Origin of the sequence: Candidatus Pelagibacter sp. HIMB1505 (genome assembly GCF_052047915.1) — a bacterium.
Taxonomy (GTDB): Bacteria; Pseudomonadota; Alphaproteobacteria; order Pelagibacterales; family Pelagibacteraceae; genus Pelagibacter; species Pelagibacter communis_A.
This window is the reverse complement of the sequence record NZ_JBNAIR010000001.1, coordinates 354,669-376,259: the sequence shown is the minus strand read 5'-3', so window position 1 is coordinate 376,259 and position 21,591 is coordinate 354,669. Positions and strand designations below refer to the sequence as shown.

The following is a 21,591-nucleotide window of genomic DNA, read 5'->3' as shown; positions in this document are numbered from 1 at the left end:
GCGCTGATTTAACTGAATTGCGAGCGCTTTAAAAAAACCGCTAAACAAGTTTTTTTCTCACAATTCACCCCGTCAGTAACAAAATTATGAAAAATTTAAAGACATTATTAGTAAAAGAACCATTAAAATTAGACTGCGGTAGAACTATTGAGAATTTTCCAATTGCATATGAAACCTACGGTGAATTAAATGAAAAAAAAGATAATGCTATATTGGTATTCCACGCATTAACAGGTGATCAATTTGTAACTGGGATTAATCCTATAACCAATAAAGAAGGTTGGTGGTCTTATGCTGTTGGACCTAATAAAGCATTGGACACTAATAAGTTTTTTGTAATATGCGCAAATGTTATTGGTGGATGTATGGGTTCCTACGGACCCAGTTTTAAAGATCCTTCAACTAATAAGATTATAGGTACTGATTTTCCAGTTATTACAATTAATGACATGGTAAACGCACAAATAAATTTACTTGATTATTTTAATATAACGAAACTTTTTTCTGTTGTTGGTGGATCAATGGGTGGAATGCAAGTTTTGCAGTTTGTAAGTAATTTTCCAGAAAAGGCATTAACTGCAATACCAATTGCTTGTACATCTAGTCACTCTGCTCAAAATATTGCTTTTAACGAGTTAGGTAGACAGGCAATCACCGCAGACTTGAATTGGAAAAATGGTGATTACTCAAATCAAAATATAAATCCTAGCAAAGGGTTATCTGTTGCTAGAATGGCAGCTCATATTACTTATTTATCTAAAAAAGGATTGCAAGAAAAATTTGGTAGAAAGCTTCAGGAAAGAGATGATTTAAAATTTGGTTTTGATGCTGATTTCCAAATTGAGAGTTATTTGAGATATCAAGGATCAGTTTTTGTAGATAGATTTGATGCTAATAGTTATCTTTATATTACTAGAGCAATGGATTATTTTGATCTAGCAAAAAAATTTAATGGAAATTTATCTGAAGCCTTTGCCAACACAAAGACTAAATTTTTTATAATTTCTTTTACTTCAGATTGGCTTTATCCAACTCAAGAAAATAAAGAAATTGTTATAGCGCTAAATGCTATAGGGGCTGATGTTGGATTTGTTGAGATAGACTCTGATAAAGGACACGACTCATTTTTGCTTGATGTGCCTGATTTTTTAAGTGCTCTTAAAAACTTTTTAGATAAATCTTATAAATAGAATGAAACAAGAATTTAAAATCATTGCTGACAATATTGAAAATAACACAAGAGTGCTTGATGTTGGTTGTGGGGATGGTGTTTTAATTGAATACTTAAAAAAAGAAAAAAATGTTGATGTTAGAGGGTTAGAGATTTCAAAAGATAAAGTTCAAATATGTATTTCAAAAGGATTAACAGTAATCGAAGGAAATGCTGAAATAGATTTAAAACAATTTCCTAACAACTCTTTCGATTATGTTGTTTTAAGTCAAACATTACAAGCATTTGTAAATCCTGAGAAAGTAATAAATGAACTTTTAAGAGTTGGAAAAAGGGCAATAGTCACAATTCCTAATTTTGGATTTTGGAAAGTGAGATTGCATCTTTTATTAAAAGGGACTATGCCTGTTACAAAAGCACTTCCAGATGAATGGTACAACACACCTAATTTACATATGTGCACTATTAAAGATTTTGTAAGATTTTCAAATATAATGAATTTTAAAATTTTTAAATCAATTGCCTTAAATGATAGAAATATGACAAAAATAGATAGATCTAATCTATTTTTTAAAAATCTATTTTCAGAGTTAGGAATATTTTTGATAGAAAAATAAATCTATGAAGATTGAAATTGTAAGATGTCTACAAGATAATTATAGTTATTTAATTATTGATCAAAAAACTAATGAAGCATGTGTAGTTGATCCCAGTGAGGCAGATCCTGTAATTAATTTTTGTGAAGAGAATAAAATTAAAATAAAATATATTTTAAATACTCATCACCATTATGATCATGTTGGTGGAAATAAAGAAATAAAAAAGTTTTATAATTCAAAAATTTTAGGCTTTGAGAATGATAAAGATAGAATTCCTGAAATTGACATTTTGTTAAAAGATCAAGAAGTTTGGAAAAAAGATAATTTTGAAACAAAAATTTTTCACATACCCGGTCATACAACGGGGCATATTTGTTATCACTTTTTTAATGAAAAAATATTATTTACTGGTGACACTTTATTTTCGCTAGGTTGTGGAAAAATTTTTGAAGGAACATACTCTCAGATGTTTAAGTCGCTTAGTCTATTCAAGAAGTTCCCTTTGGATACCAAAATATATTGTGGTCATGAATATACTCTTCAAAACTCAAAGTTTTGTTTGCAATATGATCCTCAGAATAAAATGTTAATAAATAAAATTTTAGAAATTAAAAAAAACCTAAGCCAAGGTAATCCAACTTTGCCAAGCACTATAAAAGATGAGCTTGATTGTAATATATTTTTAAGAGCCAATGATGTTAAAAGTTTCTCAAAACTAAGAGATTTAAAGGATAATTTTTAGCTTATTGAGCTTGACTAATAAGAGGCTCGGTCTATATTGCGCTAACAAAATTTAACAATAAATACTATGTCATACGCAGTTATACAAACAGGTGGTAAACAGTATAAAGTCAAATCTGGAGAAATTCTAAAAATAGAAAAATTGCCAGATTCTAAACCTGAAACAAAAATCGAATTTAAAGAAATACTCGCTTACGGAGATGATAAAGTGATTGAGGTTGGTGCACCAACGGTTACAGGAGCAAAAGTTGAAGCTGAATTAGTTAAAAATGGAAAAAATAGAACAGTTTTAATTTTTAAAAAAAGAAGAAGACATAACTCAAGAAGAAAAAATGGTCATAGACAAGAATATTCTATGATAAGAATAAACAAAATTTTTTCAAAAGATGGTAAAGTACTATCTGAAGCTGAAAAGAAAGTTGTAACTGAAAAAAAAGCAGAAACAGCTGTTAAAGAAGAAAAAAAATAATTAGGTAAATTATGGCAACAAAAAAAGCAGGTGGATCATCGAGAAACGGACGAGATAGTGCCGGTAGAAGACTTGGTGTAAAAAAATACGGTGGTGAAACTGTTATACCTGGAAATATAATAGTCCGACAAAGAGGAACAAAAATTTTCCCTGGCGAGAATGTTGGAATGGGTAAAGATCATTCAATTTTTTCAGTTATTAAAGGGAAAGTAGTTTTCAAAAAATCTAAAGCAGATAGAACTTTCGTTTCAGTAAAACCCAATTAATAGTACAACTAAAATTGATGTTGTATTATGAAATTCCTAGATCAAGTAAAAATATACGTTAAAGCTGGCAATGGTGGAGATGGATCACCAAGTTTTAGAAGAGAAAAATTTATAGAATATGGAGGACCAGATGGTGGAGATGGTGGTAAGGGTGGTTCTGTAATTTTAAAATCTGAGCAAAATTTAAACACACTAATTGATTACAGGTATCAGCAACATCATAAAGCTGAAAGAGGTGAAAATGGAATGGGCCAGAATCGAACTGGAAAAAGTGGTGAAGATTTAATTTTAAAAGTTCCTCTTGGCACTCAAGTTTTCGAAGAAGATAATAAAACTTTAATTTTTGATTTTACAAAACCAGGTGAAGAATTTGTTGCTGCAGCTGGTGGTAAAGGCGGTTTAGGCAACACAAGATTTAAAAGTTCTACAAATAGGGCACCAAAAAAATTTACCAAAGGAACTGTTGGTGAAGAATTTACAATTTGGCTTCAATTAAAAACAATTGCAGATATAGGAATTATTGGACTACCAAATGCAGGGAAATCTAGTTTGTTAGCTGCAGTTACAAATGCAACTCCAAAAATTGCGAATTATCAATTTACAACTTTGAACCCAAATCTAGGTGTGGCAACATATGATGATAAAGAAGTTACAATTGCAGATATCCCAGGTTTAATAGAAGGAGCACATCAAGGAGTAGGATTAGGTGTTCAATTTTTAAAACATATCGAAAGATGTAAAACAATTTTACATTTAATCGATATTACGGGTGATGATATTGAAAAAGCCTACAAGCAGGTTAAAAATGAGCTCTCTAGATACAGTCCAGAGCTTATTAAGAAAAAAGAACTAATTGTTTTAAATAAAATTGATTTAGTAGATGAGGAATTTGTGAAAGAAATTGTTGCTGATTTTTCAAAAAAAATTAATGGTGAAATTTTATTACTTTCTACATTAGATAAAAAATCAGTTTCTATGATCAAGGCAAAATTAATTTCGTATGTCTCTTAAAAATTCCAAAATTATTGTAATAAAAATAGGTTCTTCTCTACTAGTAGATGAAAATAAAAAGATTAAGAGAAAATGGCTTTCAAGTTTTGCAAAAGATATAAAAGATTTAAGAGATAAAAATAAAAAAGTTATCATCGTAAGTTCTGGCGCTATAGCTCTCGGTTGCATTAAAATGAACTTCATTAAGAAAAATTTAAAATTAGATAAAAGTCAAGCTATAGCCTCTATTGGTCAAATCGAGCTAATGAATTTATTCTCTGATACTTTTTCAAAATATAAATTAAATATTTCCCAAATTTTGCTAACACTTGAAGATACTGAGGAAAGAAGAAGGTCTCTCAATGCTAAAAGAACCTTTGAAAACTTATTTGGTTTAGATTTCATTCCAATAGTTAATGAAAACGATACTATTGCAACTTCTGAGATTAAGTATGGAGATAATGATAGACTTGCATCTCGTGTGGCTCAAATAACCAATGCAGATACATTAATTTTATTATCTGATGTAAGTGGTTTGTATTCAAAAAATCCAAAGCTATTTAAAGACGCTAAATTAATTAAAAGAGTTGAAAACTTTAATAAAGACTTAAAAGACATAAATTTCAAAGGAATGAATGAGTTTGGAAGTGGTGGTATGAATACAAAAATTGAAGCTGCTAAAATATGTCAACTATCTGGATGTGATATGATCATTTCAAATGGTTTATATTTAAACCCAATAAAAAGAATTATACAAAAAAATGAATACACAATATTTAAATCAAAAGTTTCAAAATTAGATGCTAGGAAGAAATGGATTATTAGCTCTGTATCTCCAAAAGGTGAATTAATCATTGATGATGGTGCAAAAAAAGCCTTAAAAGATAGTAAGAGTTTATTGGCTGCTGGTATAAAAAAAGTAAATGGAAATTTTAAAAAAGGAGATCATATAAGAATACTAGATAAATCTAATAAAGAATGTGCAAGAGGATTATGTTCTTTTTCATCAGATGAAATAAAGAAAATTTTAGGATGCCATTCCAGAGAAATTGAAAAAATTTTAGGTTACATTACAAAATCAGAAGTAGTTCATAAAGATGATATGGTAGAAGTTTAATGAGAAATTATTTATTTAGTCTTGGAAAAAATGCAAAAAAAGCTTTAATTGAAAATGTAAGCTCATTTAAAAAAAATCAAGTTTTAAAAGATTACATTTTTTTGATTAAAGACAATCATTCAAAAATAATTTTAGAAAATAAAAAAGATTTAAAAAATGCTAATAAAAACAAGTTAAAGGATAATCTTGTAAAAAGACTTTTATTAGACAATAAAAAACTTTTACAAATTACAAATTCTATAAAAACAATAATTAGTTTTAAAGACCCTGTAGATCAAACTTTAAAGAAATGGAAAAGACCTAATGGCCTAAAAATTGAAAAAAAAACCGTTCCAATTGGGGTAATTTCTGTAATTTATGAAAGTAGACCTAATGTAACTTCTGACGTTGCTGCCCTCTGTTTCAAATCAGGTAATCCAGTTATTTTAAAAGGTGGATCTGAAGCATATTTCTCAAATAAAATACTAACCAATTTATTTAAAAAAGCACTCCAAAAAAATAAAATTAATAGCAATTATGTTCAGTTCATAGAATCTAAAAATCGAAAAACTGTTGATTTTTTATTAACTAAGATGATCAATTATATTGATGTTGTTATTCCAAGAGGTGGTAGAGGTTTAGTAAAAAAAGTTCAAGAATTATCGAGGATACCCGTAATTGGTCATTTAGAGGGCATATGTCATACATATATTGATGATCAAGCTGATTTAACAATGTCAAAAAAAATTACTTTAAATGCAAAATTAAGAAATACAGCTATCTGTGGTGCTACAGAAACAATCTTAATTCATCAAAAAATTCTCAAAAAATTTTGTGATCCAATTTTATCTAATCTAGAAAAAAATGGTTGTAAAATAATTGGAGATAAAAATATTAATAAATTCTATAATGGTAAAATTAAAATTGCTAAAGAAAGCGATTGGTCAACAGAATACTTAGGACCTACTGTATCTGTAAAATCTGTAAAAAATATTGACGAAGCGATCAATCATATAAATAAATATGGCACAATGCATACCGATGCCATTGTTACAAAAAATAATAAATCAGCTAAAAAATTCTTAAAACAGGTAAAAAGTTCTATATCGATGCACAATACATCTACACAATTTGCAGATGGTGGAGAATTTGGGTTTGGTGGTGAAGTTGGAATATCCACAAGTACACTTCCACCAAGGGGGCCAGTAGGATTAGATCAGTTAGTCTCTTACAAGTACCAAGTCACTAGTAATGGAAGAATTAGAAAATAAATTGAAAATAAATAATAACAAAATAGGAATTTTAGGTGGTTCATTTGATCCTGCACACAAAGGCCATTTAGCAATCTCAAAAGAGGCAAAAAAAAAATTTAAATTAAAGTCTGTCGTTTGGGCAATAACAAATCAAAACCCTTTTAAGAAAAAAGCCTCAAATGACCTTAAGAAAAGAATAAGTTTTTGTAAAAAAATAATTAGTAAAAGTAAGTTTATAAAGATTAAATATTTTGAAGATATAATTAAATCAAATAAAACTTCAGACTTAATTGATTATTTTTATAAAACTGGAAAATATGAAATTTTTTTTTTAATAGGTGCTGATAATCTTATCAATTTTCATAAATGGCACAAATGGAGAAATATTCTTAAAAAATCAAAACTTATAGTTTTTGATCGACATGGTTATAAAAAAAGTTCTCTAAATTCTAAAACTTATAAAAATTTATCTAATAAATCTGTTACATTTGTTGAATTTGATAAAGTCAACATTTCATCTTCTCAATTAAGAAAAATTTGATAGTCTCAAATTAATTAATGGATAAAAATTCAGATCTCAAAGATATTATTATTAAAACCCTTGATATTAATAAAGCTCATGACATTGTAAGCATTGACCTAAAAGACAAAAGTTCAATGGCTGATTATATGATTATTGCAAGTGGAACCTCTTCAAGACATATTCAATCTTTATCAGAACAAGTTTTAGAAAAATTTAAAGATAATGGTTTAAAAAATTCTAAAATTGAGGGTAAAGAAAGTAATGAATGGAAATTAGTTGATGGTATTGATCTAATAGTCCATATTTTTCACCCAGAAAAAAGAAAGTTTTATGAACTTGAAAAAATTTGGTCAGAATTGATACCAAAAGAAAAAGTGATGATATGAAATATCTTCTAATTTCAATTTTTTTTTTAAATAGTTTTTTTTTACCAAACTTCGCCTCTGCGAATGAAAATGATATTTACAAAAAAATTGATTTATTTGGTGAAGTGCTTGAAAAAATTAATGAAGAATATGTTGATGAAATAAATCAATCAGACAGCATGGATTCTGCAATTAATGGTTTGCTTCAGTCACTAGACCCATACTCGGCTTATATGCCTCCTGAAGTATTTAATGAGATGCAAACTGAGACTAGTGGTGAATTTGGAGGTCTTGGAATTGAAGTAAGTATGGAAGCTGGTGTTGTAAAAGTGATTTCTCCTATAGATGACACCCCTGCATCAAGAGCTGGTATTAAAGCTGGAGATTACATTGTAAAAATTGAAGACACTCAAGTACAAGGTAAAACTCTAAGTGAAGCTGTAGATTTAATGCGAGGACCTGTTGGATCTAATATTGAATTAACCGTAAGACGAAGAGGGGAAAAAAAGGCTTTAACGTTTAATATAACTAGAGAAATTATAAAAATACAATCTGTAAAAACTGATCTACTTGAAAAAGATATTGGCTACATTAGACTTACATCATTCAATGAAAATAGTAGTAAACAAATAGAAGATAAAATTGAAGAATTAGAGAAAGATCAGGATATCAGTGCTTACATATTAGATTTAAGAAATAATCCTGGAGGATTATTATCTCAAGCAATTAAAATCTCGGATTTCTTTTTAGATAATGGTGAAATTGTATCAACAAAAAGTAGGCAACCTTCTGAAAATAGAAAATGGTTTGCAAAAAAAGGTGATTTAACAAAAGGAAAAACATTATTAGTTTTGATTAATTATGGTTCAGCATCTGCTTCAGAGATAGTTGCTGGAGCGTTAAAGGACCACAAAAGAGCAATTATTTTAGGTGAAAACAGTTTTGGAAAAGGTTCTGTTCAATCAATTATTCCTTTAAAAAACAAAGGAGCTATTAGGCTAACAGTAGCCAAATATTATTTGCCATCTGGAAAATCTATTTCTGAAGTGGGTGTAAGTCCTGATATTGAAGTTAATGAAGAAGGTGAAGAATTTAGAATTAAAACCGAAACTGACAATCAATTAAACTACGCTATTAAACTTTTAAAAGGATAAAATGCAGGAAAAATTTAAAGATTTACCACTAAGAAGTGGTGTTGGAATAGTTGTGCTTAATAAAGATGATAAAGTTTTTGTCGCAAAAAGAATTGATAATCCAAAAAATTTTTGGCAAATGCCTCAAGGTGGCGTTGATGATGGAGAGGATTATTTAACTGCTGCTTATCGAGAATTAGAGGAAGAAACTAGTATAAAAAATGTAGAGCTTATAAGTGAACTAGATGGTTTTATAACTTATAATCTTCCTGACCGCTTATTGGGAATTATTTGGAAGGGAAAATATAAAGGTCAAATTCAAAAATGGTTTTTAATGAGACATATCGGCAATGACAGTGAAATAAATATTCAAACCAAAAAACCTGAATTTTTGGATTGGAAATGGGTCGATTTAAAAGAAATTACTCAATTAGTTGTAGATTTTAAACTTCATGTCTACAAAGAAGTCCAAGAAAAAGTTGAAAAAATATTAATTAATAGATCTTAGCACATCAATTTTTTGGTCTGCTAAGAATTTTGCTTGATCACTTATCTCTGATTTATTAGCTTCTTGCTCAGTAACTTTTATTAAATCCTGAATTTTATTTTTATCAATATCTTTCAAACTAAAAATAGAGCTAGTTAAAACTGATAGATTATTATTTTTAAATTCAACTATCCCATCCTCAACAAAGAATTTTTCTTCACCAGACTTTGAATAGATTGTAATAATACCAGGTTTTAAAAAAGATATAATTGAAATATGGTCTTTTAGAATTCCCATCTCACCTTCAAAAGCTGGAACAATAACTTCTGTTACATCCTCTTTTGAAAAAAAAGATTTTTCTGGATTAACTATTTCTACTTTAAATTCTTCACTCATTAAGCAGCAGCGTCTTTAGCCATTTTTTCAGCTTTTTCTACAGCTTCCTCAATAGTACCAACCATATAAAAAGCTGCTTCAGGTAAATGATCGTATTCACCTGCACATATCGCAGCAAACCCCTTAATTGTTGATTCTAAATCAACTAATTTACCTGGTGATCCTGTAAAGACCTCAGCTACAAAGAATGGTTGAGATAAAAATCTTTGGATTTTTCTTGCTCTTGCTACAACTAATTTATCTTCTTCTGATAATTCATCCATACCAAGAATTGCAATAATATCTTGTAAAGATTTATAAGTTTGCAGCACTTTTTGTACTTCTCTTGCTACTCTGTAGTGCTCATCACCAACAATTCTAGGATCTAGAATTCTTGAAGTAGAGTCTAATGGGTCTACAGCTGGATAAATACCAATTTCTGCAATTTGTCTTGATAAAACTGTTGTTGCATCAAGGTGTGCAAATGATGTTGCAGGCGCAGGGTCTGTTAAGTCATCGGCAGGAACATAAATCGCCTGAACTGATGTAATTGATCCTTTATTCGTTGTAGTAATTCTTTCTTGCAAATTACCCATATCAGTCGCTAGAGTTGGTTGATATCCAACAGCTGATGGAATTCTTCCAAGTAATGCAGAAACCTCTGAACCAGCTTGTGTAAATCTAAAGATATTATCCACAAAGAATAGTACGTCCTGACCTTCTTGATCTCTAAAATATTCTGCAACTGTTAATCCAGTAAGTGCTACTCTAGCCCTTGCTCCTGGAGGTTCATTCATTTGTCCATAAACTAAGGCCGCTTTAGAACCTGGGCCATCTTTTTTAATAACCCCAGAGTCTATCATTTCATGATAAAGATCATTTCCTTCTCTTGTTCTCTCTCCAACACCAGCAAAAACAGAAAAACCACCATGTGCTTTTGCAACGTTGTTAATTAATTCCATAATCAATACGGTTTTTCCTACACCTGCACCACCGAACAGACCAATTTTTCCACCTTTTGCATATGGAGCTAATAGGTCAATTACTTTAATACCAGTAACTAAAATTTCTGTCTCAGTAGATTGATCATTAAATTCTGGAGCAGCTCTGTGAATTGGCCAAGTTTCTTTTGTTTTTACATCACCTCTTTCATCAATCGGTTCACCAATTACATTTATAATTCTTCCTAGTGTTTCAGGACCTACTGGAACTTGAATTGGAGCATTTGTATTTGTGACCTCGTCACCTCTTTTCAATCCTTCAGTAGCATCCATTGCAATGGTTCTAACGGTAGATTCTCCTAAATGCTGGGCAACCTCTAAAACTAGTCTGTTATCTCCATTTTTACATTCTAAAGCTGTTAAAATTTCTGGTAAAGCTCCCTCAAATTTAACGTCTACTACTGCTCCAATAACTTGTGTGATTATTCCTTTGCTCATAATTATAAACTCTCTGCTCCTGATATAATTTCTATTAGTTCTTTAGTAATTGCTGCTTGACGGCTTCTATTATACTCTATTGTAAGCTTGTCAACCATTTCACCTGCGTTTCGGGTAGCATTGTCCATTGCACTCATTCTTGCACCTTGTTCGCTAGCTGAATTTTCTAACATTGCTTTAAATATTTGTGTTGAAATATTTTTTGGCAATAAATTATTTAAAATCTCATCTTCATCTGGTTCAAATTCATAACTTTCCTCTGTGTCTTTGTTTTCATCATTTTCTGTGTTTAAAGGAATAATTTGTTGTGCTTGAGGTATCTGGGTTATTACATTTTTAAACTGATTGTAAAAAATTGTACAAATATCAAATTCTTCTTTTTCAAATTTTTCAATGATTAATTTACCAACTTTTTCTGCATCAAAGTAATTTGTGTTTTTTGAAGTTTTAAATGAAATATTTTCAATTATTTTATCACCATACACTCTTTTTAATTGATCGTTTCCTTTAGAACCAACTGTAATTATCTTTAACTCTTTTCCTTCTTGAGAAATTTTTGAAAAATAAGCTTTAGCTTTTTTAATAATATTTGCATTAAAACCTCCACACAATCCTCTATCTGATGTCATAACTACACACAAATGAACCTTGTCATTTCCTGTGCCAGATAAAAGCTTAGGAGCATTCTCTTTGTCAGAAATACCACCTGACAAATTTAAAATTACATTATTCATTTTTTCAGAATAAGGACGACCTTTCTCTGCACTTTCCTGAGCTCTCTTTAGTTTTGCTGCAGCAACCATTTTCATAGCTTTTGTAATTTTCTGTGTAGATTTTACACTAGCTATTCTTTTTTTTAGATCGTCTAAACTTGCCATTTATTTTTTTATTTTAAGCTTTGTTTTAATTGATTAATCAATTCTACTAATTCTTTTTCAGTATCCTCTTCAAGTTTACCTGAACTTAAAATAGAATTAATAATCTCTGGTTTATCAGATTTACATTTCTCAATGATCTTGTGCTCAAAATCTGCAATGTCTTTTAATTCAACATCATCAAGATATCCTTTTACACCACAGAAAACTGAAATTACTTGCTCAGCAACAGTCATTGGTGAATATTGTTTTTGTTTTAAAAGTTCAGTTAATTTTGAACCTCGATTTAAAAGCTGTTGTGTTGAAGCATCTAAATCTGATCCGAATTGAGCAAATGCTGCCATTTCTCTATATTGAGCTAATTCAAGTTTCATTGAACCAGAAACCTTTTTCATAGCTTTTGTTTGTGCTGCTGAACCAACCCTTGAAACCGATAAACCCACGTTAATCGCCGGTCTAATTCCTTGGTTAAATAACTCTGTTTCTAAGAAAATTTGACCATCCGTAATAGAGATTACGTTTGTGGGTATGAAGGCAGAAACGTCTCCACCTTGAGTTTCAATGATAGGTAAAGCAGTAAGAGAACCACCACCATGTTCGTCACTCAATTTAGCTGCTCTTTCTAATAGTCTACTATGAAGATAAAATACATCTCCTGGGTATGCTTCCCTTCCTGGAGGTCTTCTTAATAATAGTGACATCTGTCTATATGCAACAGCCTGCTTGGATAAATCATCATAAATTATTAAAGCATGCATGCCATTATCTCTGAAAAATTCTCCCATAGCACATCCTGTATAAGGAGCTAAAAATTGAAGTGGAGCTGAGTCAGATGCTGTTGCAGCAACTATAGTTGTATATTCCATAGCCCCAGCTTCTTCTAAAGTTTTTTGTATTTGTCTTACCGTTGATCTTTTTTGACCTACGGCAACATAAATACAATAAAGTTTTTGTTTTTCATCACCAGACTCATTAATTTTTTTTTGGTTAATTATTGCATCAATAGCAACTGCAGTTTTACCTGTTTGTCTATCACCAATAATCAATTCCCTTTGACCTCTTCCAATTGGTACAAGACTATCGATTGATTTTAAACCTGTCTGCATTGGTTCACTGACTGATTGTCTTGGAATTATTCCAGGAGCTTTTACTTCTACCCTACTTTTTTTAATTCCTTTATCGAATGCACCCTTTCCATCAATAGGGTTACCTAATCCATCAACTACTCTTCCAAGCAATTCTTTTCCAACTGGTGTATCAACAATATTTCCGGTTCTTTTAACTACGTCTCCTTCTTTAACATTTCTATCGTCACCAAAAATTACAACACCTACATTTTCACTTTCAAGGTTTAAAGCCATACCTTTAGAGCCATCAGCAAATTCAACCATTTCTCCAGCTTGAACATTATCTAATCCATAGATCCTAGCGATACCATCTCCAACTGATAATACTTGTCCAACTTCAGAAATTTCTGCTTTATCTCCAAAATTTTTAATTTGTTCTTTTAGTATTTTTGTTACTTCTGAAGGATTTATTTCCATATTATGCCTCTATCATTCTATTTTCGATTTGTTGTAATTTATTTTTAATGGAAGTATCAACCATAGTGCTACCTATTTTGACGATTAATCCTCCAATTAAACTTTTGTCATGTTTGTAGTTTAATTTCATTTTAGAGCTGAAGTTTTGCGAGAGTTCTTCAGTTATTTTACTTATTTCTTCATTAGATAATTCTTTCGCGGATTGAATCTCAGCTTTAATCTCACCTCTTTTTTCTGAGCAGATTTCAATAAAACTTTTTAAAATTTTTTCTAAGTAAAAAAATCTTCTTTTTTTTATTAAAAATGTCATAAAATTTTTTAATAAACCATTAACTTTAAAGGTTTCAGAAATTTTATTTATTACAGAAATTAAATTTTCTTGATTTTCAGTTGGATCTTTAATCAAGTTATTAAAATCTTTATTTTTTTCAATTAAATTTAAAATTGCTAAAGAATGTTTTTCAATATCAACTATAGAGTTAGCTTCATTAGAAAGCTCATACAAAGCTAGAGAATATCTTTGTGCAGAAGTATTTGAAAATCCTTTGTTTTTACTCAATTTTATCTCTTAGTTAGTGTTGATTGTTCTTTAAAAACTGGCTTTAATTAGCACATAGAGTTTACCTCTTCAAGTAACACAATGGTGCAAAAAGGCTTTTTTTTGCTATTTAATTGAAGTTTATAGGGTCAACATCAACCGTCAGTTTTATTCCATTCGAAAATTTATACTTTGCAATTAATTCACTTACAGAACTTTGCAATTTCAAAGATTTAGAGCCTCGGATCAGCAGCCTGATCCTAAATTTCCTTTTAAGTCTAAAAATTGGAGCACTAACAGGACCGAGAACTCTAGCATTAATTTTATCTTCCAAGAAAGTTTTGAAATAAAAAGCATCCTTTTCTAATTTCTGCTCATTCTCTCCCGTAAGTATTAACGAAATAAATCTTTCATAAGGAGGTAATTTGTTTTTTTTTCTAATTTCTAATTCTCTATCTAGAAATATATCTGGATTACTATTAGTAATTTCACTGATCATTTTTGTGTTTTTACTATAAGTTTGAAAATATACAGTTGCTGGTTTACCAGTCCTACCGGCTCTACCGGATAACTGATGATATAGTTGCAAACTTTTTTCAGCTGCTCTTAAATCGTGACCTTGTGTTGTTAAATCAATATCAACTACAATAATACAGTTTAAATTTGGAAAATGAAAACCTTTGGATATGAGTTGTGTTCCTACCAGAATTTCAATCTCATTATTTATAATCTTATTTAATGTATCAAAAGAGTTTTTTTTATTCATTGTGTCACTTGAAAAAATTTCTACTTTCTTATTAGGAAAATTTTTTTTAACTTCTTCTGATATTCTCTCAACTCCTGGACCACTAAAAATAAAATCACATTTTCCCTCTTTTGAGCAATCTCTATTCAAAGATGATTTAAAACCACAATAATGACAAAGCAGAGTTTCTTTTTTTTTATGGTAAACTAGATTAATTGAACAATTTGGACAGTTGTAAGTACTGAAACATTTTTTACACAACACATGTGGTGAAAAACCTCTCCTATTCAAAAAGAATAAAACTTGATCATTTTTTTTTAAATGTTCATTTGCTTTCTCTATAGTTTCTTTTGACAACCACGTTTGTTTTTCGAGTTTGGTGTTATTCAAATTTATTATTTCATAATTAGGTAACGCAGCATCTTGATACCTTTGATTAAGTTTTGATACTGAATATTTACCTTTCTTAATATTTTCATAAGTTTCAATTGAAGGTACAGCCGTAATTAAATTTATAGGAATATTCTCAAATGATGCTCTAGCGATTGCCATGTCTCTTGCATTGTAAATAACTCCTTCATCTTGTTTGTAAGATTGATCGTGTTCTTCATCAACAATGATTAAGCCTAATTTCTTAAAAGGTAAAAATAGCGATGATCTCGCTCCAATGATAACATTGATCTTACCCTCATTAACACCGCTCCATATGATTTCTTTTTTTTTCTTCGAAATTCCTGAATGCCATACAGCAGGTTTAAACCCAAAAAATTCATAGAATTTTTGTTCAAATTGTCCAGTTAAACCAATTTCAGGTAATAAAATTAAACCTTGAAAACCTCTATTTATAAAGTCTTTTAAAGCTTCAAAATATACAATAGTTTTTCCTGAGCCTGTTGTGCCTTGCAAAACATGAACTCTAAATTTATCAGAAAATTTAGTCATTAATTTTAAGGATCTTTTTTGATCTTTTGATAATTCAAAAGAATTATTTTTTATATTTGCAGAATATTCATTATATTTTTCATCAGATAGTTTCTCTACGGCGTTACTACTTAACAATGATAACTTTAACGCCATACCTTTTGGAATTAGATTGTATTTTGAAAACCAATTTAAAAAATTAATTGTATCTTTTTTTAAAGCTAATATTTCTAGTTTTTTTAAAACTTTTTTTATTTTAAAAGTTTTTTTATCATTTTTTTCAAATTCATCCCAAACCACACCAGTAATTTTTGATTTTCCAAACGGTACAATTACAAAATCACCTATCTTTAATTTAATATCACTTTCATAAGTAAAAGGATGATCAAATATATTAGGTAAAAGAATCGGATATTTCATATTAGATAATATGAAATTTTTTTAAGAGTGTATTGCCCTTTTATCAACTGAGAGAGCTGCTTCTTTAACTGCTTCAGAAAATGTAGGATGTGCATGACATGTTCTTGCAATATCTTCAGAACTTGCTCCAAATTCCATAGCTACTCCAATTTCAGCTATTAATTCTCCTGCGTGAGGTCCAATTAAATGGGCACCTAAAACTTTATCTGTTTTGGAATCAGCTAGAATTTTAACAAATCCTTCTGCATCATCAATTGCTTTTGCTCTGGAGTTTGCCATAAATGAAAATTTTCCAATTTTATAATCAACATTTTTTTCTTTTAACTGTTCCTCTGTTTTTCCAATTGAAGCAACTTCTGGGGTTGTATAAACAACACCAGGAATAGTATCATAATTAACATGGCCTGATTGACCTGCAATATTTTCAGCAACTGCTATTCCTTCATCCTCAGCTTTATGTGCAAGCATAGGACCAGTGATTACGTCTCCAATAGCATAAATATTATTTTGATTAGTCTTAAAATTTTTGTCTGTCTTAACTCTATGTTTTTCATCAAGTTCAACTCCAGCTGCTTCAATGTTTAATCCTTCCGTATTAGGTTTTCTTCCAACTGAAATTAAAACTACATCACAATCAAAATCTTTTTTATTTCCATCTTTATCGCTAGTTGAAACAATTGCTCCCTCACTATTTTTTTTAATCTCTTCAACTTTATGCTGCATATGAAATTTTATTCCCTGTTTTTTTAAAATTTTCATAAATTCTTGGGAAATCTCTCTATCCATGCCAGGCGTGATGTGTTCTAAGAATTCTACTACATGAACTTCAGCTCCTAATCTTGACCAAACTGATCCCATTTCTAATCCAATGTATCCTCCGCCTACTACAACCATTTTTTTTGGCACCTGCTCTATTTTTAAAGCTCCGGTAGAAGATAAAATTGTTTTCTCGTCAAAATCTATTCCTGGGAGTGATACAGGTACTGATCCTGTAGCAATTATAATGTTATCTGCACCAATTACTGTCTCTTTGTTATCTGCATCTTTTATATTGATTTCATTCTTTGATTTAAAGCTTCCATGACCTTTGAAATATGTAACTTTGTTTTTCTTTAATAAAAACTCAACTCCCTTTGTCAAAACAGTTACTGCTTTATCCTTACTTTTCATCATTTTATTAAGATTTAGCTTTACTTCACCAACTTCTATTCCTTTATTTGATAGATTTTTAACTTTATGGAATTCTTCAGATAAGTTTAATAAACTCTTTGAGGGTATACATCCAACATTCAGGCAAGTACCACCTAATGAACCTCTTGACTCTATACATGCAGTTTTTAATCCTAATTGAGCCAATCTAATCGCACAAACGTAGCCACCCGGACCACCACCAATTACAACTGCTTGAAATTTTTCTGACATTTAAATATCTAAAAATAATCTTCTTGGGTCTTCTAGATTTTCCTTAATCATTTTTAAAAATGAAACAGACTCTTTTCCATCTATAATTCTATGATCATAGGATAAAGCTAAATACATAATTGGTCTTATCTTAATTTCTCCATCAACCACCACTGGTCTTTCAACAATATTATGCATCCCAAGAACTCCAGATTGAGGAAGATTTAAAATTGGTGTCGATAACATCGATCCATAAACACCACCATTACTGATTGTAAAAGTTCCGCCCTGAAGATCCTCGATTGTTAATTTTCCATCTCTAGCTTTCTCTGAGATTTCTTTAATATTTTTTTCAATGTCTGCAAATGATAGTTCATCAGCATTTTTTAATACTGGGACAACCAAACCTTTTTCTGTACCGACTGCAAAACTAATATTATAGTAATTTTTATAAATTATGTCCTCTCCATCAATTTCCGCATTTACAGCTGGAAAAGATTTTAGTGCAACTATGCAAGCTTTTACAAAGAAAGACATAAAGCCTAATTTTATTCCATATCTACTTTGAAAATCCTCTTGGTTTTCTTTTCTCATTTCCATAATGCTTGACATGTCAACTTCATTAAAAGTTGTTAACAAGGCTGCATTTTCTTGAGCTTGTTTTAATCTTTTAGCAATTGTTTGTCTCAATCTAGTCATCCTAATTTTTTCCTCAGGACCGTATTGAGCTTTTCTTTCAGAGGGTTGTGGTTGTGCTCCCATAAGACTAATTAAATCGCCTTTTAATATTCTTCCATCTTTACCAGTGCCTTTAACTGAATTAATGTCGATTTTCTTTTCAGCAACAATTTTTCTTACTGCTGGAGATAAAGTTTGATTTTCTGACTCAGATTCAAGTTTTACTTCTTCTTTTTCTTTTACTTCTTTTGTTAAAATTAATGGTGCTTCATCAGGACTCTCTTGATCTTTTTTTTCCTCAAAAATCTTTGGTTCTTTTTTTGGAACTTCTAAATTCACAACATTATTTTCTGGTGTTGCTGTTGGTTCTATTTTTTTAATTACTTCTTTTTTCACTGTTCCAGATCCATTTTCAGATACAGATCCAAGCAATGCTCCAACTTCAACAACTGTCCCATCTTTAGAATTTATTTCTGACAAGACACCACTAATTGGTGATGGAACTTCTAAATTTACCTTATCAGTCTCTAATTCAACAATTGGTTCATCAGCTTCAACTGTTTCACCTTCATTTTTTAACCATTTCGAGACTGTTGCTTCTGTAATACTTTCACCTAAGACAGGAACTACAATTTTTTCACTCATTATTTATCATTCAAATACTTTTTTAATAATTTCTTGTTGTTGAGAAATATGTCTCTTTGCATAACCAGTTGCTGGTGATGCGTCTGGACTTCTTCCTATATAAGAAATTTGGTTATTATTAGCCTTAATATTATCCAATGTCCATTGTATATAATCTCGAACAGAGAACCATGCACCCATATTTTTTGGTTCTTCTTGACACCAATGAAATGTTGCTGATTGAGCGTATGGCTTTAGTTCACTTACTAATGTTTTCGCAGGAAATGGATATAATTGTTCAATTCTATACAAAATTACATCATCAACTTTTAATTTTTCTCGAGCTTCTAATAAATCAAAATAAACTTTACCTGAGCATAAAATAACTTTTCTTATTTTTGAACTATTTTGTAATTTGATAAAACCATCAGCTTTAGGATCCATTGCATGATCCCAAAGCACTCTATGAAAAGAATTATCTTTACTAAAGTCATCAAGATTAGAAACACAATATTTATTTCTTAATAATGATTTTGGTGTCATCATTATTAATGGTTTTCTGAAATCTCTTTTCATCTGTCTTCTTAGAGCATGAAAATAATTTGCAGGTGTAGTGCAGTTCATAACTTGCATGTTATCATTTGAGCATAGCTGTAAAAACCTCTCTAATCTTGCTGATGAATGTTCAGGACCTTGACCTTCATAACCATGAGGTAAAAGCATAACTATCCCTGATGCTCTAGACCATTTTCTTTCACCTGATGATATAAATTGATCAATAATTACCTGAGCACCATTAGCAAAATCTCCAAACTGTGCTTCCCATAAAGTTAAGGTATTAGGTTCAACTAAACTGTAGCCATACTCAAACCCAAGAACTGCTAATTCAGATAAAAAACTATCTACAATTTCATAATTTTTTTGATTATCAGAAATATTATTTAATGGAATGTATCTACTGTTATCTAATTGATTTCTTATTACTGAATGTCTTTGACTAAATGTACCTCTTCCTGAATCTTGTCCAACCAATCTTACTGGGTAACCTTCTTCCAACAACGTACCAAAAGCAAGAGACTCTGCTGTAGCCCAATCAATATTTTTCTCAGTATCTATTGATTTTTTTCTTTGATCGAAAACTTTTAAAATTGTTTTATGAGGATTTATTTCAGATGGTATTACATTAATTTTATCTGAAATATTTTTGATCATATCTTTATCAACACCGGTTACACCTCTTTTATCTTTACCTTTCTCGGGTTTATATCTTGACCATGTACCTTCAAACCATTCAATTTTAGGTTTATAATCTTTTGCATTTTTGAATTGATCATCAAGTAAATCTTTAAAAGATTTTATTTTTTCTTTTAAAGTCTCTTCGCTAAATATCTGTTCTTGTGTAAGTTTTTCTCCATATAGTTTTGCGGTTGTTGGATGGGATCTAATTTTTTTATACATTAATGGTTGAGTAAAAGATGGTTCATCTCCCTCATTATGTCCAAATCTTCTGTAACAAATCAAATCTACAACAACATCTCTATTAAATTTTAGTCTAAATTCTGTAGCAATCCTTGTTGCATACACAACTGCTTCTGGATCATCACCATTTACATGTAATATTGGTGCTTCTACCATTTTGGCAACATCAGAAGGATATGGTGAAGATCTTGCAAATCTTGGGCTTGTTGTAAAACCAATTTGATTATTCACTATTATATGAATGGTTCCACCTGTATTATGTCCAGGTAATCCTGACATTGCAAAACATTCTGCGACAATTCCTTGGCCAGCAAAAGCTGCATCTCCATGAATTAAAATTGGTATAACTTTATTTCTCTCTATGTCCTTATGGAAAAACTGTTTTGCTCTTGTTTGACCTAAAACAACTGGGTTAACTGCCTCCAAGTGAGATGGATTGTCAGTCAAACTAACATGGACAGGGTTTCCATCAAACTCTCTATTTGATGAGGCTCCTAGGTGATATTTTACATCACCTGCTCCTTCATTAGAACTTGAATGAAATTCACCTGCAAATTCATTGAAGATTCTTTTATAAGATTTTTGAAGAACATTAGCCAATACATTCAATCTTCCTCTGTGAGACATACCAATTTTAACTTCTTTAATTTGAGATTGGCCACCAATTTTAATGATTTGCTCTAAGGCTGGGATTAAACTTTCGGCTCCATCTAAACCAAATCTTTTGGTTCCAACGTATTTTGTAGCTAAAAATTTTTCAAATCCTTCGGCTTGTATTAATTTATTTAAAATCGCTTCTTTTCCATTTTTTGTAAATTGAATTTCATTTTCATTCCCTTCAATTCTTTTTCTAAGCCAAACCCTCTCTTCATGATTTGAAATATGCATATACTCATATCCAATTGAACCACAGTAGGTTTTATCTAAAAAGTTTAAGATTTCAGATATATTAGAGTATTTTTTATTTGTAACTCCATTTAAAAATATTTCTCTTTTATAATCGCTTTTTTTAAAACCATAAAATTCAGGATGTAGCTCTTCCAAATACTCAGTTTCTTTAAGTCCTAAAGGATCTAACTTAGCTAACAAATGTCCTCTAAGTCTATAAGCTCTAATCAATTCTACTGCTTTAATAGAATCTATATTGTTCTGAATTTGATCTTTAGAACTAGTTTTTTTTAAAACTACATTTGATGAAGAACCATTTTTTGGTTTTTTTTCAATAATATTAATATTTTTTTTAATTGGTGCCCAAGATGGCCCTTTGATTTCATTAGCAACTAAATCTAGCTCATCGCCTAACTCATCAAAATATATTTTCCAACTGGAGGGTAAATCTGGATCTTGATTGATATACTTTAAGTACATCTGCTCAAGAAATGCACTATTAGTTTTTGTTAAAAAAGAAGTTTTTTCAAAATCAAGATTTTTTGTCAGGGACATTTATTTGAATCAGTAT

Annotated in this window: 21 protein-coding genes; 12 read left to right on the top strand and 9 right to left on the bottom strand. The window is 30.2% G+C overall.

Going from position 1 to position 21,591, the window contains the following annotated elements; genetic code table 11:
- Positions 1 to 86 precede the first annotated feature (86 nt).
- From metX to ACTTAU_RS01920, 12 genes are all read left to right on the top strand, one after another.
- A complete protein-coding gene (metX, locus tag ACTTAU_RS01975; protein WP_438306037.1) occupies positions 87 to 1,190 on the top strand; it encodes a homoserine O-acetyltransferase MetX in 1,104 nt (367 codons plus the stop codon).
- Position 1,191: 1 nt separating this feature from the next.
- Entirely contained in the window at positions 1,192 to 1,788 is a 597-nt protein-coding gene (gene metW, locus ACTTAU_RS01970) for a methionine biosynthesis protein MetW (protein WP_438306039.1), read from the top strand.
- A gap of 4 nt (positions 1,789 to 1,792) precedes the next feature.
- Entirely contained in the window at positions 1,793 to 2,512 is a 720-nt protein-coding gene (gene gloB / locus ACTTAU_RS01965) for a hydroxyacylglutathione hydrolase (protein WP_438306041.1), read from the top strand.
- Between the two features lie 66 nt (positions 2,513 to 2,578).
- On the top strand, positions 2,579 to 2,980 hold the full coding sequence (gene rplU / locus ACTTAU_RS01960) for a 50S ribosomal protein L21 (protein ID WP_438306043.1): 402 nt from the start codon (positions 2,579 to 2,581) through the stop codon (positions 2,978 to 2,980).
- Between the two features lie 11 nt (positions 2,981 to 2,991).
- Complete coding sequence (rpmA, locus tag ACTTAU_RS01955; protein WP_085115048.1) at positions 2,992 to 3,246, top strand: 50S ribosomal protein L27; 255 nt, start codon at positions 2,992 to 2,994, stop codon at positions 3,244 to 3,246.
- Between the two features lie 27 nt (positions 3,247 to 3,273).
- The gene (gene cgtA / locus ACTTAU_RS01950) at positions 3,274 to 4,257 is read left to right on the top strand and encodes an Obg family GTPase CgtA (protein WP_438306045.1); all 984 of its coding nucleotides are present in this window, start codon (positions 3,274 to 3,276) and stop codon (positions 4,255 to 4,257) included.
- A complete protein-coding gene (gene proB, locus ACTTAU_RS01945) occupies positions 4,247 to 5,353 on the top strand; it encodes a glutamate 5-kinase (protein ID WP_438306046.1) in 1,107 nt (368 codons plus the stop codon). Before cgtA ends, proB begins: the two co-directional genes overlap by 11 nt.
- The gene (locus ACTTAU_RS01940) at positions 5,353 to 6,603 is read left to right on the top strand and encodes a glutamate-5-semialdehyde dehydrogenase (protein WP_438306048.1); all 1,251 of its coding nucleotides are present in this window, start codon (positions 5,353 to 5,355) and stop codon (positions 6,601 to 6,603) included. The genes proB and ACTTAU_RS01940 overlap by 1 nt, the downstream gene beginning before the upstream one ends.
- Entirely contained in the window at positions 6,584 to 7,126 is a 543-nt protein-coding gene (gene nadD, locus ACTTAU_RS01935) for a nicotinate (nicotinamide) nucleotide adenylyltransferase (protein ID WP_438306050.1), read from the top strand. Before ACTTAU_RS01940 ends, nadD begins: the two co-directional genes overlap by 20 nt.
- Positions 7,127 to 7,143: 17 nt before the next feature.
- On the top strand, positions 7,144 to 7,494 hold the full coding sequence (gene rsfS / locus ACTTAU_RS01930) for a ribosome silencing factor (RefSeq protein WP_085115043.1): 351 nt from the start codon (positions 7,144 to 7,146) through the stop codon (positions 7,492 to 7,494).
- Positions 7,491 to 8,627: a S41 family peptidase gene (locus ACTTAU_RS01925; RefSeq protein WP_438306052.1), complete on the top strand. Its 1,137-nt coding sequence runs from the start codon at positions 7,491 to 7,493 to the stop codon at positions 8,625 to 8,627. The genes rsfS and ACTTAU_RS01925 overlap by 4 nt, the downstream gene beginning before the upstream one ends.
- Position 8,628: 1 nt before the next feature.
- The gene (locus ACTTAU_RS01920; protein ID WP_085115041.1) at positions 8,629 to 9,114 is read left to right on the top strand and encodes an RNA pyrophosphohydrolase; all 486 of its coding nucleotides are present in this window, start codon (positions 8,629 to 8,631) and stop codon (positions 9,112 to 9,114) included.
- Here ACTTAU_RS01920 and atpC read toward each other — a convergent pair.
- The 9 genes from atpC to ACTTAU_RS01875 all read right to left on the bottom strand — a co-directional run bounded on the left by atpC (position 9,097) and on the right by ACTTAU_RS01875 (position 21,575).
- Positions 9,097 to 9,489: an ATP synthase F1 subunit epsilon gene (atpC, locus tag ACTTAU_RS01915; RefSeq protein ID WP_085115040.1), complete on the bottom strand. Its 393-nt coding sequence runs from the start codon at positions 9,487 to 9,489 to the stop codon at positions 9,097 to 9,099. The genes ACTTAU_RS01920 and atpC overlap by 18 nt on opposite strands.
- Positions 9,489 to 10,907 carry a F0F1 ATP synthase subunit beta gene (gene atpD, locus ACTTAU_RS01910; RefSeq protein WP_085115039.1) on the bottom strand — a complete coding sequence of 473 codons (1,419 nt, stop codon included), beginning with the start codon at positions 10,905 to 10,907 and terminating at the stop codon, positions 9,489 to 9,491. Before atpD ends, atpC begins: the two co-directional genes overlap by 1 nt.
- 2 nt (positions 10,908 to 10,909) lie before the next feature.
- Positions 10,910 to 11,785 (bottom strand): F0F1 ATP synthase subunit gamma, encoded by an 876-nt coding sequence (locus tag ACTTAU_RS01905; protein WP_085115038.1) that lies wholly within the window; start codon positions 11,783 to 11,785, stop codon positions 10,910 to 10,912.
- Positions 11,786 to 11,793: 8 nt separating this feature from the next.
- The gene (gene atpA / locus ACTTAU_RS01900) at positions 11,794 to 13,326 is read right to left on the bottom strand and encodes a F0F1 ATP synthase subunit alpha (RefSeq protein ID WP_085115037.1); all 1,533 of its coding nucleotides are present in this window, start codon (positions 13,324 to 13,326) and stop codon (positions 11,794 to 11,796) included.
- A 1-nt stretch (position 13,327) separates the two neighbouring features.
- Positions 13,328 to 13,885 carry an ATP synthase F1 subunit delta gene (atpH, locus tag ACTTAU_RS01895; RefSeq protein WP_438306057.1) on the bottom strand — a complete coding sequence of 186 codons (558 nt, stop codon included), beginning with the start codon at positions 13,883 to 13,885 and terminating at the stop codon, positions 13,328 to 13,330.
- Between the two features lie 109 nt (positions 13,886 to 13,994).
- Positions 13,995 to 15,950 (bottom strand): replication restart helicase PriA, encoded by a 1,956-nt coding sequence (gene priA, locus ACTTAU_RS01890; protein WP_438306060.1) that lies wholly within the window; start codon positions 15,948 to 15,950, stop codon positions 13,995 to 13,997.
- Positions 15,951 to 15,971: 21 nt separating this feature from the next.
- On the bottom strand, positions 15,972 to 17,372 hold the full coding sequence (gene lpdA / locus ACTTAU_RS01885; RefSeq protein ID WP_438306063.1) for a dihydrolipoyl dehydrogenase: 1,401 nt from the start codon (positions 17,370 to 17,372) through the stop codon (positions 15,972 to 15,974).
- Positions 17,373 to 18,674 carry a 2-oxoglutarate dehydrogenase complex dihydrolipoyllysine-residue succinyltransferase gene (gene odhB / locus ACTTAU_RS01880; protein WP_438306066.1) on the bottom strand — a complete coding sequence of 434 codons (1,302 nt, stop codon included), beginning with the start codon at positions 18,672 to 18,674 and terminating at the stop codon, positions 17,373 to 17,375.
- Between the two features lie 6 nt (positions 18,675 to 18,680).
- Entirely contained in the window at positions 18,681 to 21,575 is a 2,895-nt protein-coding gene (locus ACTTAU_RS01875) for a 2-oxoglutarate dehydrogenase E1 component (RefSeq protein ID WP_438306069.1), read from the bottom strand.
- Between the last annotated feature and the right edge of the window lie 16 nt (positions 21,576 to 21,591).

What these genes read in the sequence shown, in the direction of transcription:
- ACTTAU_RS01925 (WP_438306052.1), top strand. Translation starts at nt 7,491, where the DNA reads ATGAAATATCTTCTAATTTCAATTTTTTTTTTAAATAGTTTTTTTTTA.
- atpC (WP_085115040.1), bottom strand. Translation starts at nt 9,489, where the DNA reads ATGAGTGAAGAATTTAAAGTAGAAATAGTTAATCCAGAAAAATCTTTT.
- ACTTAU_RS01940 (WP_438306048.1), top strand. Translation starts at nt 5,353, where the DNA reads ATGAGAAATTATTTATTTAGTCTTGGAAAAAATGCAAAAAAAGCTTTA.
- gloB (WP_438306041.1), top strand. Translation starts at nt 1,793, where the DNA reads ATGAAGATTGAAATTGTAAGATGTCTACAAGATAATTATAGTTATTTA.
- metW (WP_438306039.1), top strand. Translation starts at nt 1,192, where the DNA reads ATGAAACAAGAATTTAAAATCATTGCTGACAATATTGAAAATAACACA.
- ACTTAU_RS01905 (WP_085115038.1), bottom strand. Translation starts at nt 11,785, where the DNA reads ATGGCAAGTTTAGACGATCTAAAAAAAAGAATAGCTAGTGTAAAATCT.
- nadD (WP_438306050.1), top strand. Translation starts at nt 6,584, where the DNA reads ATGGAAGAATTAGAAAATAAATTGAAAATAAATAATAACAAAATAGGA.
- rsfS (WP_085115043.1), top strand. Translation starts at nt 7,144, where the DNA reads ATGGATAAAAATTCAGATCTCAAAGATATTATTATTAAAACCCTTGAT.
- priA (WP_438306060.1), bottom strand. Translation starts at nt 15,950, where the DNA reads ATGAAATATCCGATTCTTTTACCTAATATATTTGATCATCCTTTTACT.
- proB (WP_438306046.1), top strand. Translation starts at nt 4,247, where the DNA reads ATGTCTCTTAAAAATTCCAAAATTATTGTAATAAAAATAGGTTCTTCT.
- atpA (WP_085115037.1), bottom strand. Translation starts at nt 13,326, where the DNA reads ATGGAAATAAATCCTTCAGAAGTAACAAAAATACTAAAAGAACAAATT.
- atpD (WP_085115039.1), bottom strand. Translation starts at nt 10,907, where the DNA reads ATGAGCAAAGGAATAATCACACAAGTTATTGGAGCAGTAGTAGACGTT.
- rpmA (WP_085115048.1), top strand. Translation starts at nt 2,992, where the DNA reads ATGGCAACAAAAAAAGCAGGTGGATCATCGAGAAACGGACGAGATAGT.
- odhB (WP_438306066.1), bottom strand. Translation starts at nt 18,674, where the DNA reads ATGAGTGAAAAAATTGTAGTTCCTGTCTTAGGTGAAAGTATTACAGAA.
- rplU (WP_438306043.1), top strand. Translation starts at nt 2,579, where the DNA reads ATGTCATACGCAGTTATACAAACAGGTGGTAAACAGTATAAAGTCAAA.
- lpdA (WP_438306063.1), bottom strand. Translation starts at nt 17,372, where the DNA reads ATGTCAGAAAAATTTCAAGCAGTTGTAATTGGTGGTGGTCCGGGTGGC.
- metX (WP_438306037.1), top strand. Translation starts at nt 87, where the DNA reads ATGAAAAATTTAAAGACATTATTAGTAAAAGAACCATTAAAATTAGAC.
- cgtA (WP_438306045.1), top strand. Translation starts at nt 3,274, where the DNA reads ATGAAATTCCTAGATCAAGTAAAAATATACGTTAAAGCTGGCAATGGT.
- ACTTAU_RS01875 (WP_438306069.1), bottom strand. Translation starts at nt 21,575, where the DNA reads ATGTCCCTGACAAAAAATCTTGATTTTGAAAAAACTTCTTTTTTAACA.
- ACTTAU_RS01920 (WP_085115041.1), top strand. Translation starts at nt 8,629, where the DNA reads ATGCAGGAAAAATTTAAAGATTTACCACTAAGAAGTGGTGTTGGAATA.